Origin of the sequence: Pseudomonas lijiangensis, assembly GCF_018968705.1 — a bacterium.
GTDB classification, from domain to species: Bacteria; Pseudomonadota; Gammaproteobacteria; order Pseudomonadales; family Pseudomonadaceae; genus Aquipseudomonas; species Aquipseudomonas lijiangensis.
Genome location: NZ_CP076668.1, coordinates 2,647,071 through 2,661,182 on the forward strand (window position 1 = coordinate 2,647,071; position 14,112 = coordinate 2,661,182).

9 protein-coding genes are annotated in these 14,112 nt (G+C 56.0%); all 9 read left to right on the top strand.

Annotation, left to right across the window (positions count from 1 at the left end; all coding sequences use genetic code 11):
* The first annotated feature begins 85 nt into the window (after nucleotides 1-85).
* The 9 genes from tssF to tssM all read left to right on the top strand — a co-directional run bounded on the left by tssF (nucleotide 86) and on the right by tssM (nucleotide 14,106).
* Entirely contained in the window at nucleotides 86-1,873 is a 1,788-nt protein-coding gene (tssF, locus tag KQP88_RS11525; protein ID WP_216705935.1) for a type VI secretion system baseplate subunit TssF, read from the top strand.
* The gene (tssG, locus tag KQP88_RS11530) at nucleotides 1,837-2,838 is read left to right on the top strand and encodes a type VI secretion system baseplate subunit TssG (protein ID WP_216705743.1); all 1,002 of its coding nucleotides are present in this window, start codon (nucleotides 1,837-1,839) and stop codon (nucleotides 2,836-2,838) included. Before tssF ends, tssG begins: the two co-directional genes overlap by 37 nt.
* A gap of 6 nt (nucleotides 2,839-2,844) precedes the next feature.
* Nucleotides 2,845-5,430: a type VI secretion system ATPase TssH gene (gene tssH, locus KQP88_RS11535; RefSeq protein ID WP_216705936.1), complete on the top strand. Its 2,586-nt coding sequence runs from the start codon at nucleotides 2,845-2,847 to the stop codon at nucleotides 5,428-5,430.
* On the top strand, nucleotides 5,430-6,935 hold the full coding sequence (locus KQP88_RS11540) for a sigma 54-interacting transcriptional regulator (RefSeq protein WP_216705937.1): 1,506 nt from the start codon (nucleotides 5,430-5,432) through the stop codon (nucleotides 6,933-6,935). Before tssH ends, KQP88_RS11540 begins: the two co-directional genes overlap by 1 nt.
* 210 nt (nucleotides 6,936-7,145) lie before the next feature.
* Entirely contained in the window at nucleotides 7,146-7,907 is a 762-nt protein-coding gene (tagH, locus tag KQP88_RS11545) for a type VI secretion system-associated FHA domain protein TagH (protein ID WP_216705744.1), read from the top strand.
* Nucleotides 7,908-7,912: 5 nt separating this feature from the next.
* A complete protein-coding gene (gene tssJ / locus KQP88_RS11550) occupies nucleotides 7,913-8,407 on the top strand; it encodes a type VI secretion system lipoprotein TssJ (RefSeq protein ID WP_216705745.1) in 495 nt (164 codons plus the stop codon).
* Nucleotides 8,400-9,734, top strand: a complete 1,335-nt coding sequence (tssK, locus tag KQP88_RS11555) for a type VI secretion system baseplate subunit TssK (protein WP_216705746.1) — start codon at nucleotides 8,400-8,402, stop codon at nucleotides 9,732-9,734. The genes tssJ and tssK overlap by 8 nt, the downstream gene beginning before the upstream one ends.
* Nucleotides 9,735-9,736: 2 nt before the next feature.
* Complete coding sequence (gene icmH / locus KQP88_RS11560; protein ID WP_216705747.1) at nucleotides 9,737-10,612, top strand: type IVB secretion system protein IcmH/DotU; 876 nt, start codon at nucleotides 9,737-9,739, stop codon at nucleotides 10,610-10,612.
* The gene (gene tssM, locus KQP88_RS11565; RefSeq protein ID WP_216705748.1) at nucleotides 10,609-14,106 is read left to right on the top strand and encodes a type VI secretion system membrane subunit TssM; all 3,498 of its coding nucleotides are present in this window, start codon (nucleotides 10,609-10,611) and stop codon (nucleotides 14,104-14,106) included. The genes icmH and tssM overlap by 4 nt, the downstream gene beginning before the upstream one ends.
* The last annotated feature ends 6 nt before the right edge of the window (nucleotides 14,107-14,112 follow it).

The following is a 14,112-nucleotide window of genomic DNA, read 5'->3' on the forward strand; positions in this document are numbered from 1 at the left end:
ATATGTTGATGGCGTGTGTACGGTTGGGTTCAAGTTCTGTTTTTTATGTTCGTGCTTTTCAGGCCCGAATCAGGTGGATGAACGCTTGTCTTTTAATACCTATTACCAAAGTGAATTGACAGCCTTGCGTCAATTGGGAAGTCGCTTTGCCGAGCGTAATCCTGCACTGGCCTCTTTTCTGGGGCAGGCCGGCCAGGATCCCGATGTTGAACGACTACTGGAAGGTTTTGCATTCCTGACAGGGCGGTTGCGACAAAAGCTGGATGACGAGTTGCCTGAACTTACTCATTCCTTGATGCAGTTGTTGTGGCCGAACTACATGCGGCCATTTCCAGCAGTCAGCATGTTGCAGTTCGAACCCCTGGAGCATTCGGGAACGGGTGTAGTGGTTGCTCGTGGAACACCCGTGGAAAGTCATCCGGTTGAGGATGCTGTTTGTCATTTCCGTACCTGCTATGAAACTACTGTATTGCCGTTGAGGCTGAGTGCATTGAACTGCTCGGTTAATGGCACAGGCGTATTGCTTGGCTTACGTCTTGAGATGAACGGTGACGGTCATATCGGTTCTCTTGAACTGAATCGTTTGCGACTGCATTTTGCCGGAGAGTCGTACGTCAGCCAGACTTTATACCTGGGGGTGATGCACAATCTCGAAAAGATCAGCCTGACGCCTCTGGATGCGGAAGGTAATCCTTTCACTACGACAGGCGATAAAACAGTCTCTTTCACTTTACCTGTCGACAGAGTAAAAGCAGTGGGTTTTGCAGAAGAGGAAGCCTTGATTCCTTACCCATTGAATACTTTTCGGGGGTATCGTTACCTGCAGGAGTATTTCGTATTCAAAGAGAAATACCTGTTCGTTGATGTGCTGGGGCTTGAAATTATCAACTCTCTTGCACCGCAGATTCTGGAAAAGGTAAGGAGTGTAGAGCTGTCATTTGATATCGCGAAAAATGAAATTCAGCGCCTGCGACCGACACTGCAGAATATAAAACTGTATTGCACGCCTATCGTGAATCTGTTCAAACAGGATGCACTGCCTGTTCGTCTTGAGGGTACACAGGACGAATACAGGCTATTGACGGGCGAACATGATTCAAGAAAATGCGGGATCTTTTCTGTCGACAAGGTGACCGGCTGGCAGCCGGGAGGCCTGGGTTATCAGGAGTTTGTGCTGTTTGAGTCATTCGAGCACGACCCCAGTTTCGACGTGCAGCAGCCAAGGCCTTATTACAGTATTCGCCAGCATCCTTCACCGCTGCACGATGGCCTGGACACGTATTTGAGTTTTGATGGTCGTCAGACCCGTCAGCATGAAACCATTTCTGTGGAGTTGACCTGTACCCAGCAGGATCTTCCCTTGCAGATAGCCGTGGGCGGTATTTGCAGGCCTTGTGAGGAAACACCTGATTTTCTGAAGTTCAGAAACATTACACCGGCTACGCGAAGTTTTGCTCCGCCGCTACACAAGGAGTTTCTGTGGCGGGTGATCAGTAATATGTCCTTGAATTACCTGTCGTTGAATAATGTCTCGGCGTTGAAGTGCATTCTGGAAACGTATGATTTTCCACGCTATTACGATCAACAGGCTGAGCGGGTCAGCAAGCAGCTTTTGAATGGGCTCAAGTCCATTCGCCATGAACCTGTCGATCATTTATATCGAGGTCTCCCTGTTCGAGGATTGAAAACGGAGTTGCTGATCGATGCGCAATGCTGTGCCGGGGAAGGTGGATTATTTGTTTTTGCCTCGGTACTTAACGAGTTTTTCGCTCTTTATGCCAGTCTCAACTCTTTCCATGAATTGCATGTCAGGAGCACCCAGGGAGAAGTATACGAATGGACACCACGGATGGGACTTCAACCGCTGATCTGAAACGCTTGAGTCAGACGATACGCAGGTACTCACTGTTTCAGGCAATACCTTTGATTGTCGAACAACTACGGGAAATAAACCCGGACGTCGACGAAGACGATGTTCAGGACTTGCTGGAGTTTCAAGCCAATCCCGGTCTGGGATTTCCCGGAAGCGATATTGATGCCCTGGTTTTTTTTGAAGAGCACGGACAGCAGCGGGCACGACTTACGCTCAACCTGCTGGGTTTGTGTGGAGGCAACTCTCCGTTACCTGCGTTTTATAGTGAGCAAGCGTCAGGTGATAACGAGTCATCGCAAACGACACGTTCGTTTCTCGATGTTTTTCATCATCGTTTGCATCGGCTTATTTTTCCGGTCTGGCGTAAATATCGTTATGAAGCCAGCTTTACAAATGGCGCGCGGGATTCGTTTTCGGGGCAACTCTTTGCCCTGATAGGTCTGGCAGGAGAGGAAGTTCGCAGTACGGAAGAACTCAACTGGAAGCGTTTGTTTCCCTATCTCGGGTTGCTGAGCTTGCGGGCTCATTCAGCCGCATTGATAGAGTCCGTACTGCGCTACTACTTCAAACATGCCAGCTTGTTTATTGAGCAATGCATGGAGCGTTCTGTTGAAGTTTTAGAGCGGCAACGTAACCGCTTGGGAATCGTCAATAGCCGCCTTGGTGAAGATGCAGTATTGGGCACACGTGTCTGCGATCGAGGTGGCAAGTTTCGTATTCACATCAAACAACTTGGCTGGGAGCGCTTTCACGAATTCCTGCCCATAGGTTCCGGCTTTGGATCTCTCGCAGCATTGGTGCGTTTCACCCTGCGCGACCAACTGGATTACGACATTCGCCTGGAGTTGCGTCAGGACGAAATCAGAGAGCTGCGTATTGGCGACTCCAACAGTTGCCATCTGGGTTGGAGCAGTTGGCTCGGGCATGAGCAGGCCGATGGCCTCGCCACGCTGAACAGTCATTAAGGACAGATATCGATGATCAATGTAGACCTGCAACAACTTGTCAATGCACTGGATGCAGTCACCCGCAGGGACCTTGAGGGAACTGCCGAACGCTGTGTGGCAAGAGGTGGCAGCAAGATTCTCGTGGAGGATCTGCTGCTGGCTCTGCTCGAACGTCCCGACGGAATGCTGTCCCGCGCCTTGCAGGACGCAGATATAGAACCAGGATCTCTGGCTGTGACCTTGCAACTGGCGAGGGAGCACAGTTCCTCCTGCAACCCGGTATTCGCTCCGGAACTGGTCCAGTGGCTTCAGGATGCCTTGCTGGTCGCCAATCTGGAACTGGGTCAGAGCCAGATCGGGCAGGCGGCCTTGATCCTGGCCCTGCTGCGCAACCCAATCCGTTACGCCGGCAGTCGTTATCAGCCATTGCTGGCGAAGATAAATATCGACCGCCTGCGTGATTTCGCGTTGGGCGAGCAGGCTGCCGCTGCCGATACCCCCTCACCAACAGGCGAGTCCCTGCTGGCCCGTTTTACTCAGAACCTGACCCGCCAAGCCCGGGACGGCAAGCTCGATCCGGTTCTATGCCGTGATCCCGAGATCCGGCAAATGGTCGATATCCTGGCCCGTCGTCGCAAGAACAATCCGATCGTGATCGGCGAGGCAGGTGTCGGGAAGACCGCGATTGTGGAAGGGCTGGCACTGCGAATTGCCCAGGGCGAAGTCCCGCAGCCTTTGCAGGGTGTCGAGCTGTTGTCGCTGGACATGGGCTTGCTGCAGGCCGGAGCAAGCCTGAAGGGCGAGTTTGAGCGTCGTCTCAAAGGCATCATCGATGAGGTGAAGGCTTCGCCAGAACCCATCATCCTGTTCATCGATGAAGCTCATACACTGATCGGTGCCGGAGCCCAGGCCGGGAGCTCCGATGCGGCGAATCTGCTGAAACCTGCCTTGGCACGAGGTGAACTGCGAACCATCGCGGCGACCACATGGGCCGAGTACAAGAAATATTTCGAAAAAGACCCGGCATTGTCGCGACGCTTCCAACCCGTGCAAGTGCATGAGCCTTCGGTGGAAGAGGCCATCACCATCCTGCGTGGTCTGGCCCCCGTCTATGAAAAGAGTCACGGCGTTTATCTGCGTGACGATGCGGTCGTTGCGGCCGCCCGGCTATCGGCACGTTACCTGTCCGGGCGGCAGTTGCCGGACAAGGCAGTCGATGTTCTGGACACGGCCTGTGCCCGTGTCCGGATCAGCCTCGCAGCAGCTCCCGAAAGCCTGGAGCTTTTGCGTGCAGGTCTGGCTGAAGGGCAGCGTCAGATCGAGGCCTTGAGGCGCGATGCCGATGCGGGATTACCGGTCGATGCGTGCCTGTTGTATACGCTGCAAGCCCGGATGGCGCAGGCAGGCGAGGAAGAGGCCAGGCTTGAGCAGCTTTGGCATGAGCAACGCGAGGACGCTGAACATGTGCTCCGGTTGCGACAGCAACTGGCTGATGCGCGCAGCCGTCAGGATCGTGAAGGCGTGCCTGAATCCATCGAGCATGAGCTGCAAATCATCCATCAGCGCCTGGTCCTGAGTCAGGCAAGCAATCGACTGGTCAGTTTCGAGGTCTGTCCTCGTCTGGTCGCCGAGGTGATCAGCGCCTGGACAGGTATTCCGCTTTCCCAACTGGCCGGCGAATACTGCGACAAGGTTGCCGACTTTGCTTCGGGCCTGCGCTTCTGGATCCGTGGACAGGAGCAGGCCATCGGGGCACTGGATCGTTCCATGCGCGCCGTTGCAGCGGGGTTGAACAAGCCTGATGCGCCTGTCGGAGTCTTTCTGCTGACAGGTCCCAGTGGCGTCGGCAAGACCGAAACCGCTCTGGCGCTCGCTGACCTGCTGTATGGCGGAGAGCGTTTTCTGATCACGATCAACATGTCCGAATTTCAGGAGAAACACACGGTTTCCCGGTTGATCGGCGCGCCGCCCGGTTACGTCGGTTACGGCGAAGGTGGAATGCTGACCGAAGCTGTCCGGCAAAAGCCGTATGCGGTGGTTCTGCTGGATGAAGTGGAAAAAGCCGATCCCGATGTTTTGAATCTCTTCTATCAGATCTTCGACAAGGGTGTGGTCAATGATGGAGAGGGAAGGGAGATCAACTTCCGCAACACCTTGATCCTCATGACCTCCAATCTGGGCAGCGACGCCATTACGGCGCTGTGCCAGAACGGTCAGCGGCCCGAAGCGGATGAACTGGACAAGATCATTCGTCCGCTACTCAGTGCCCACTTCAAGCCGGCGTTGCTGGCACGGATGCAAGTGGTGCCTTACTACCCGATCAGCGAGCCGCTGATGCGCGAGTTGATCGAGCTCAAACTTCGTCGCCTGGGTGAGCGTCTGTCATCCCGGCAGCTGGTATTCAGTCATTGTCAGGCGCTGGTCACTTACCTGGTTGAGCGTTGCGCGCAAAGTGACAGTGGCGCACGGCTGGTGGATTCCCTGCTGGATCTTCACGTGCTGCCCCTGATCGCAGACCGGGTGCTGGATGCCATGGCCCGGGGCGAAAGGCTTGAAACAGTGCATGCCACGCTCGACGCCGCCGGCACTGTCATTTGCGAGTGCGCATGATGTTCAACTCAATTGAAGAGCCTTTCGGCTATGTCCAGAAACTCTGTGCTCAATACACCCGTCTTTCGCACCTCTGCGACAGCGAGAGGCTGTTGCAGGAGTTTGCACTTGCTGCCGCAGAACTGACTGATTGCGAGCTGGGCCGCTTATATCTGCTGGATGCTACCCACACCCGTTTGCAGTTGTGTGCAGAAGCCCGGGAAGGCGTAATCATTCCGATGAGCCCTGCAAGCCTTGAAGCGGATTGCAAGGGTGAGCAGCTATTGCAGTTCTGTCTCTGCCAGAACCAGATTGTCAGTGTGAGTGAACTCAGTGCCGGGATCTATGACACCGGTTTCTTGCCGACCCATGAACAAGCCTGGAAATCGTTGTTGTGTGTCCCACTGGTGGATCAGCAACAGAGAGTTGCCGGTCTGTTGTTGTGCGCCGGGCCGAATCGCAAGGTGCTCGATGGCTTTGCCGAGTCTCTGGGCGAACTCGGTGCATTTGTACTTTCGCAACTGCAACTGCTGCAGCGTCTGCAACCTTCCGCCAGTCCTCTTGACGTGAAGCCTTCCCGGAAACGGTACGGCCTGATCGGCCAGAGCGAGATCATGCACCAGACCTGCCACTTGATCGGCAAGGTGCTGCAAAGCTCATACACGGTCTTGCTGACCGGTGAGACGGGTACGGGCAAGGAAGTGGTGGCTCGTGCCATTCACGATCACGGGCCTCGCCGCTCCAGGCCCTTTGTCGTGCAGAACTGCACGGCTTTCCCTGAAGGACTTCTGGAAAGCGAGTTGTTCGGTTATTGCAGAGGTGCATTTACCGGTGCTGATCGTGACCGGGCTGGTCTGTTCGATACCGCCAATGGCGGCACGTTATTGCTGGACGAGATTGGCGATATGCCGCTGTCCTTGCAGGCAAAGCTCTTGAGGGTCTTGCAGGAAGGGGAGATTCGCCCGTTGGGTTCAAGTGAGACCCGCAAGGTCGATGTGCGAATCATCGCTGCAACCCACCGCAATCTCCTGGCTATGGTTGCCGAAGGGTTGTTCAGGGAAGACCTTTACTATCGGCTTGCCCAGTTTCCAATCGAGTTGCCGCCATTGCGTCATCGTGAAGGAGACATTGCGGAACTGGCTCGGCATTTTGCCGACAAGGCTTGTCACTTTCTTGGTCGTGCGCCTGTTCGATGGTCTGAAGTGGCGCTTCTGCTGCTGTGTCGACGTAACTTTCCCGGCAATGTCCGCGAACTGAAAGGGCTTGTAGAGCGTGCCGTTCTGTTATGTGAAGGGAACGAACTGTTACCTGAACACTTTTCTTTTGATGTAAAGCTATTGGTTCGTGATACCACGCTTAATCTTAAAGAGCGCCTTGAACAAGTCGAACGCTGTGTATTGCTTGATTCCTTGAGAAAGAGTGGCGGCAATCGCAGTCTTGCCGCACGTCAATTGGGGTTGGCACGTCGTACTCTGCTTTATCGCATGTCTCATTTGAATATCAAACGTGATGAGCTTCATGCCTGATCGGTAAATAACTTTCATTGTCTGTTTCACCCCATCTCATGGAGGCATTTTTATGAGGGCTCGTTATTGGCTGCCTGCTGTTTCTGTTTTTGTCGTTTTAAGCTTTCTGGCGGGCTGTGGTGGTCACTTCAAATTTGATGATGACGAATATCGTACGTTGGGCGACCCCGACTCAATAAATCGTGGCAAGTAGTGGCAAGAGAAAGAGTCATGGAAAATTTCTTTGAAGGGATGAATACCTCGTTGGACCCTCTTGCCGCCATGGACATGAAGGTCTTGCCGGGATCGCCCCGGCAAGCGGGGCATGTGATGGAACATGCTCCCGTGGACAGTGAAAGCCTGTTGCTGCCTGCTCTGATTGATTGTCCGTCCGCCGAGCCTTGTCAGGACGAATCACAAACCCTCACTGACGATTTCTGGAAAGCATTTGGCGAAGCGTTGGGTATCAATATCGATCACCTTGAACCGTCGGCTCGTCAAGTCCTGGCGTTAAATACTGCACGGTTATTCAGGCACTGTATTAGCGGTATAAGGGATAACTTGCGTACTCGCCGTGAGTTGAAAAGCGAATTGCAGTTGGCGCCGGAAAGTATGGGGGAAATTGAACGGGCGGCCGATGTCAGTGCCGCTGTTGATGGCGTATTGAATGGCAAGTTTCCACTGTCTTCGCTTGCCCAGGAATTTCGAACATTACAGGCTCATCAAGTTGCCATGTTGGATGCCAGTCGCACTATGGCGCGTATCACGCTGGAGCAGTTTTCACCGCAACAACTGATCTGGAAGTTTGAACAGGATGGTGATCTCTCGTTATTGCAAACGGCGGGAAAGCGTTGGCGTGCCTATGTGCGCCATTACCACTCTCTGGAGCAAGACGATGAATGGGAAGAACGTCTGCTGGTCAGCAACTTTGCCCATGCCTATGAAGAACAGATTCGCCTGATAAACACCCTCTATCTGGACACCCAAGGATGATAACCATGTTTTGCCTCAAGAGTTCGATCATGCTGCCTGTGCTGCTGGCACTGAGCAGTTGTTCGGCATTGTCGCCTTACTCGACCCAGACCCGCTTGAGTCTGCAACTGACAGCCAGTGACGACCTTAACCCCGATATCAACGGTCGATCCTCTCCTATCGTCTTGCGCCTGCTTGAGCTGAAGCATCCGGTTGCTTTCGAGAACATGGATTTTTTCAGCCTGTATGGACGCGCCAAAGAGTCCCTGAGTACGGACCTCGTAGCAAGCGAGGAGCTGGAATTACTGCCGGGGCAGAGCATCGCTCTCAAATTGAAGACCGGGAAAGACAGCCAGTACGTCGGAGTTCTGGCGGCTTATCGAAACCTGCCTGAAACCCGGTGGCGCTATGTCATTCCGTTGACCGTCGAGGGGCATACCCGTACCGAACTGTCGCTCGATGACGCCGGTATTCACCGTAGCGATGAACATCAGCCAGGGCGCATGACCAGCCATGAGTGAGCATAAAGTCATCTGGCGCGAAGGCATGTTATTGCGTCCGCAGCACTTTCAGCATAACGACCGTTATTACGATCATCAGATGAAAGTCCGCACCCGGTTGGCCGGTGCCTATGTGTGGGGCTTCACCGAGTTGGTGATAGACCCGCAGTTTCTGACTTCCGGACAGATCGTGATCGCTCAGGCGTCGGGGGTTCTTCCCGATGGCAGCATTTTCGACCTCGGGGATCGTGACAAACCCCTGGCTCTGGATATACCGCCCAATACCATGGACACGCCGGTCTATCTGGCACTGCCACTGGTGACCGGGAATTGCATTGAGGCGAGGGGGGCGGAACAGCCCGATGTGCTGGCCCGATACACCTCTTATACACGCAAGGTATCGGACTCCAATGCCGGGGAAGGAAACTCCACGGAGATCATTTGCGCGCGCCCGGACTTTCGCCTGCTGCCGGGTGAACAGCAGGGCGAGCAGACTTATGTGAGGCTCAAGGTGTGCCATGTCCTGTCGGCTTCACCTGACAAGGCCATCACGCTGGCCCCTGGCTTTACCCCGACATTCATCAATGCCCGTCGCTCGACCTATCTGACCTCATGCCTCAAGGAGGTGGTGGGCTTGCTGGAGTATCGCGGCGATGTCATTGCCAGGCGCGTGCGTGCAAGCGGCAAGGTCGGTGGTGGGCAAGTCGGTGATTTCATGATGCTGCAACTGATCAACCGTACCGAACTGCTGCTCAGGCATTACCTGAACATCGAAGAGGTTCACCCTGAAGAGTTGTACCGCGTGTTGCTGGTCATGCTGGGGGATCTGGCCACGTTCGGCAGCGACACCCGGCGCCCTGTGCTGAACAGCGGTTATCGGCACAGTGATCAAGAGGCGACGTTCAGCGCCTTGATGGCCGAGATCCGGCAAGTGTTGTCCATGGTGCTCGAACAGCATGCAACCGAACTTGAGCTGCAGGCACGTCAGTATGGCGTTCTGGTGTCCCCGCGTATCGATCAGCAATTGCTGGGGTCGGCGTCGTTTGTTCTGGCGGTCAGTGCGCATTGCGATACCGAAGAGTTGCGTCATCGGCTGCCTTCACATCTCAAGGTCGGGTCCGTGGAGAGCATTCGCGAGCTGGTCAACCTGCATCTGCCGGGGATCAGGCTCAGACCGCTGCCGGTTGCGCCCCGACAGATTCCGTTTCACTCGAACAAGACCTATTTCATTCTCGAACTCACTGCTCAGGAACAGGCCCTGGTGGAAAACTCCGGGGGTTTTGCTTTCCATGTTTCAGGTGAGTTTGACGGGCTTGATTTGCAATTCTGGGCCATCAGGAACTCATGAACATGCGCTTTGACAGGGAGAACGACCACGACGACAGCGTGGTTCATCAACAGGGTACTGCCCATGGAGGCCTGACTGATTTCACCAGGCCATCAGGTTTCGAACAGCTCGAAGAGCGCCTGACCTACACCGCACGCCTGGCACCGGCGCAAACGTTCAGCATCAACATCAATCCTCTGGTCGCGGCCGCGAGTGATCTGCTGGCACAAGTCGTCGAGCTGGCAGGCAGTGCAAGTGCAGAGGCGGGGGAGCTTCACGCACTGAACCGCAGGCTTGTCCGGTGCATCAAGCTTTTCGAGGCCCGAGCCCGGCAGGACGGGATAGAAAACGATCAATTGCTGGCTGCCCGCTATGTGCTGTGTACGGTGCTCGATGAAACCGTCCTGACCACTCCGTGGGGCGGTGAGTGGTCGACGATGAGCCTGTTGAGCCATTTCCATCAGGAAACCTTTGGCGGAGAAAAGTTCTTCCAGCTGCTGGAGCGCTTGTCGAGCAATCCGGCCCGGCATTTACCCATGCTTGAGTTGATGTATCTGTGCCTGTCATTGGGGTTTGAAGGCAAATACCGCGTGATGAAGCGCGGCCATATCGAGCTGGAAGGCATTCGTGACGGCCTTTACCGACAGATCCGGCAATTGCGTGGGGATGTCTGCGCAGAACTGTCGCCACACTGGCATGGGTTACAGACACAGCAGGGTTCGACCGTTCGCACTGCGCCCTGGTGGCTGATCGGCTTGTTTACTTTCGTGAGCCTGGCCGCCATGTACTCGGGGTTCGCCTGGGTGCTGGCCGAGCAGCGCGAGAAGGTGCTCAAACCCTATCGGCAAGTCCATTCCGAAGTACTCACGTCCCCGGTCGTAAATAGAGACATGCAATGAAAAACCTCTTGAAGAAACTGGCAGCCCTGTTGTGCAAGACATGGGTCTGGACGCTGCTGTCGGTATTGTTTGTGGCGCTGTGCATCTGGTTCGCGGGGCCGTTGCTGGCCGTGGCCGATCACAAGTTCTGGGAAAGTCCGACATCCCGGCTCTTGTCCGTGAGCCTGTTGTTTCTGCTGTGGGGGCTGGGCATGGTTTTCGTCAGTTGGCGCAGCGCGGCAGACAGGAAGCAGAAGGAGTCCAATACCGCAGGCCAGGAACAGCTTCGTCAGCAGGCCCTGATTGAAAAGGAACACAAGGAATTATCCGCTCGCTTCAAGGACGCCTTGCGCGTCATCAGACTCTCCAGCCTGTATGGCGGTGAGGGGAAGCACTTGCCCTGGTACCTGTTGATCGGGCCGACCGGGAGTGGCAAGACCAGTCTGCTGGACTTTTCCGGCCTGGACTTCCCGCTCAACAAGGTCGAACGCAAGCTGACCCGCGATACCCGGGGTACCGCCAGCAGCGATTGGTACTTTGCCGATCAGGCGGTGATCATCGATACGCCGGGCCGTTATCTGGAGCAGGGTCAGCCTCCGGTCGATGCCAGTGCCTGGCTGACGTTGCTGGGGCTGCTGCGCAATCGTCGGCGTACCTGTCCCGTCAATGGTGTGCTGGTGACATTGCCCGTCGAAATCCTGTCCGGTAACGACGAAGTCCGTCTGGAAATGATGGCGGAAGCGGTGCGCAGCCGTCTGGATGAGTTGCACCGTCAGTTGCGTGTCGACGTGCCGGTGTATCTGGTGTTGACCAAGGCCGACTCGCTGGCGGGATTCGATGAATTTTTCGACCCTCTGTCCAGGGAAGAGGGCGAGCAGGTGCTGGGCGCAACGTTCGGCCAGGATCAGCGAGGCAGTGATCCCGATGTGCTCAGGCAGGAATTCGAAGCGCTGCTGCGACGTATTGGCAGTCAGGTCATCATGCGTATTCATCAGGAATATGACCCGCAGCGCCGTGGGCGAATGCTCGGGTTTCCCGATCAGCTTGGGGGGATCGGGCATCGATTGTGTCTGTTCGCGGAGATGGCTTTTACTGGCAGTCGCTATCAGCGTGCCACTCAGTTACGAGGTTTTTATTTGACCCGTGCGCCTCACTTGCTCTCAAGCCTTCAAGAGATCGGTGCAGAGGAGGGTGAGCACGCCCCGATCAACACCAGAGCATTGCCAGGCATGCACGCCGGGCGGCCGCGCTTCATTCGTCAGCTTTTGAGTCGGGTGATCTTTCCCGAAGCGGCCCTGGCCATGATGGACAAGGGCGAGCGTCAGCGGATGAGCTGGATTCGACGCGCAGCGTATTGTGCGGCCCTGGTGGTATTGGTGTTGTTCGGCGCGCTCTGGGCGAACGGTTTCAGCGCCAATCATGATCGTCTGGAGCGTATTCGCCACCTGGCTCAGCAATGGACCCAGCAACGTTCGGGCATGAATGCCCAGACCGATACTCTGGCGATACTCAAGTCCCTGAACCTCAGCCATGAGGCCACCCGGGTCTTTCCCGGCAGGGAAGAGGTCGCGCTGCATGAGCGCAGTGGCCTTTATCAAGGCGCTACAAGCAATCAGGTGCTTTCGAGTGCCTATCAGGCTGAACTGCAAAGCCAGTTGTTACCCCGTGTAGCCCGCACACTGGAAGCGCAGATACAGGCCAGCATGAAGGATCGTGAACAACTGCTGGGCAGCTTGCGGGCCTACTTGATGCTCTACTTGCCCGAGCGCCGCGACCAGGCCTGGCTGCAAGACTGGATGGCGGCTGACTGGGCTTTGCGTTATGCAGGTCTGCCCAGGGAACAGAGCGAGCTTAATGGCCATCTGGAGCGTCTGCTTCGGCAACCGTTCAAGTACCCGGTCAACGATGCATTGGTGGCGCAGGCTCGTCAGGCGCTTCGCAGCGAGTCCCTGGCTACTATCGTTTATCGGCTCCTGCGCGAGCAGGCCCGCAGTCTTGCGGACTATCGCCTGGGTCAGCATATCGGGACCCAGGCCAGTCTGTTGGCCGGTACGGAGTACCCGATTCCCGGTTTCTATACCCGCCGAGGCTACCAACAATTCTTTGTGACTCAGGGCGTTGGTGCGGTCAATGACATCCTGCGTGACAACTGGGTGCTGGGCGAAGGCACAGGCCTGAACGGCATGGAACTGCGTAGCCTGATGGTCGAGCTGGAGCAGTTGTATTTCCGTGATTACGCCAATCACTGGAGCGAGGCGGTCGCTCAGGTTGCCTTGCAGCCCTTTGAAGGCCCCCTGCACGGGGCAACTCAGGCAGCCGGCATGACCGCCGCCAATTCGCCGTTGGTGCAACTGCTGACGCAAGTGCGCGATAACACGCTGTTTCCGACTCTTGCCGAAAACCTGGAGCAGGCAGCAGAGGGCGCGTCTTCAGGCGTGCTGAATGCCGTGGCTTCTGCGGCAGCCGATCAGGCCGCGGCCCTGGCTCCCAAACTGCCGGACACGGCGAAGAAGTCATTGCAGCGCCGTTTCGAGCCCCTGCATCGTTTACTGGACGAACACAACGGCCCGGCTGCAGAACTGCTGGCGGTCATGCAGGCCTTGAATGACGTGCAACAGCAACTGGCCAGCCTTGGGCGATCCGGTCAGCCCGAGCTATTGGCTTTCGAGATGGCCAGAGTCCGCATGACGGGTCAGCGGGATGCGCTGAGCAACCTTCGCAATGCATCCGCCCGGTTGCCCCAGCCTGTTGGCGGATGGTTCAACGGGCTGGCCGAAGCCACATGGTCCTGGGTTCTGGGTGAAGCCTATCAACACATCAACCAGCGTTACAGGAATGAGCTGTACAGCTTTTATGAACAGTCTCTCGATAAGCGTTATCCGTTTCATGCCCATAGCAGCAGCGATGTGGCCATCAACGATTTTCGGGAGTTCTTCAAGGCTCAGGGGCTGGCAGAGCGCTTTTTCGACAGCTACATGAAGCCTTTTGTCAGCGGTGATCCGGGGCATTATCGCCTGCGCACCATTGATGGTTCAGGCTTGCCTGCCAGCCGTGCCTACCTCGACCAGATGGCTCGCGTGCACACCATTCGCAAAAGCTTCTTTGCAGAAAATCCCGAGGAGCCACTGGTGCAGTTCAAACTGGAACCCTACACGCTGGACCCGGCCGTGAGCCGTGCCGAGTTTCGTCTGGGCGACCAGGTGATGGAGTATCGCCATGGTCCCGTGGTGCCGGTTTCGTTCAGATGGCCGACCGATGCGGATGACGGTCGCGCCAGCCTGGTGCTGGAGCGAATGGCAGAACGGCCCATCGGTATCGAGAAAACTACCGGGCCATGGTCACTGTTCCGCCTGCTGGACCTGATGCAGACCGAATACCTTCAGGGCCGGGATGTGCTGGTGCTCAAGGCCGATGTAGGCGGGCTGCGGGCCAATTACCTGTTGCTCGCCCAGCGAGCGGCCAACCCCTTCGATGTCGCGGTATTGCGCAGATTCCGGATGCCGGCACAGCTTTGAAGCGGG

Coding starts and splice junctions, on each gene's coding strand:
- tssG (WP_216705743.1), top strand. CDS start 1,837: ATGGACACCACGGATGGGACTTCAACCGCTGATCTGAAACGCTTGAGT.
- KQP88_RS11540 (WP_216705937.1), top strand. CDS start 5,430: ATGTTCAACTCAATTGAAGAGCCTTTCGGCTATGTCCAGAAACTCTGT.
- tagH (WP_216705744.1), top strand. CDS start 7,146: ATGGAAAATTTCTTTGAAGGGATGAATACCTCGTTGGACCCTCTTGCC.
- tssJ (WP_216705745.1), top strand. CDS start 7,913: ATGTTTTGCCTCAAGAGTTCGATCATGCTGCCTGTGCTGCTGGCACTG.
- tssK (WP_216705746.1), top strand. CDS start 8,400: ATGAGTGAGCATAAAGTCATCTGGCGCGAAGGCATGTTATTGCGTCCG.
- icmH (WP_216705747.1), top strand. CDS start 9,737: ATGCGCTTTGACAGGGAGAACGACCACGACGACAGCGTGGTTCATCAA.
- tssM (WP_216705748.1), top strand. CDS start 10,609: ATGAAAAACCTCTTGAAGAAACTGGCAGCCCTGTTGTGCAAGACATGG.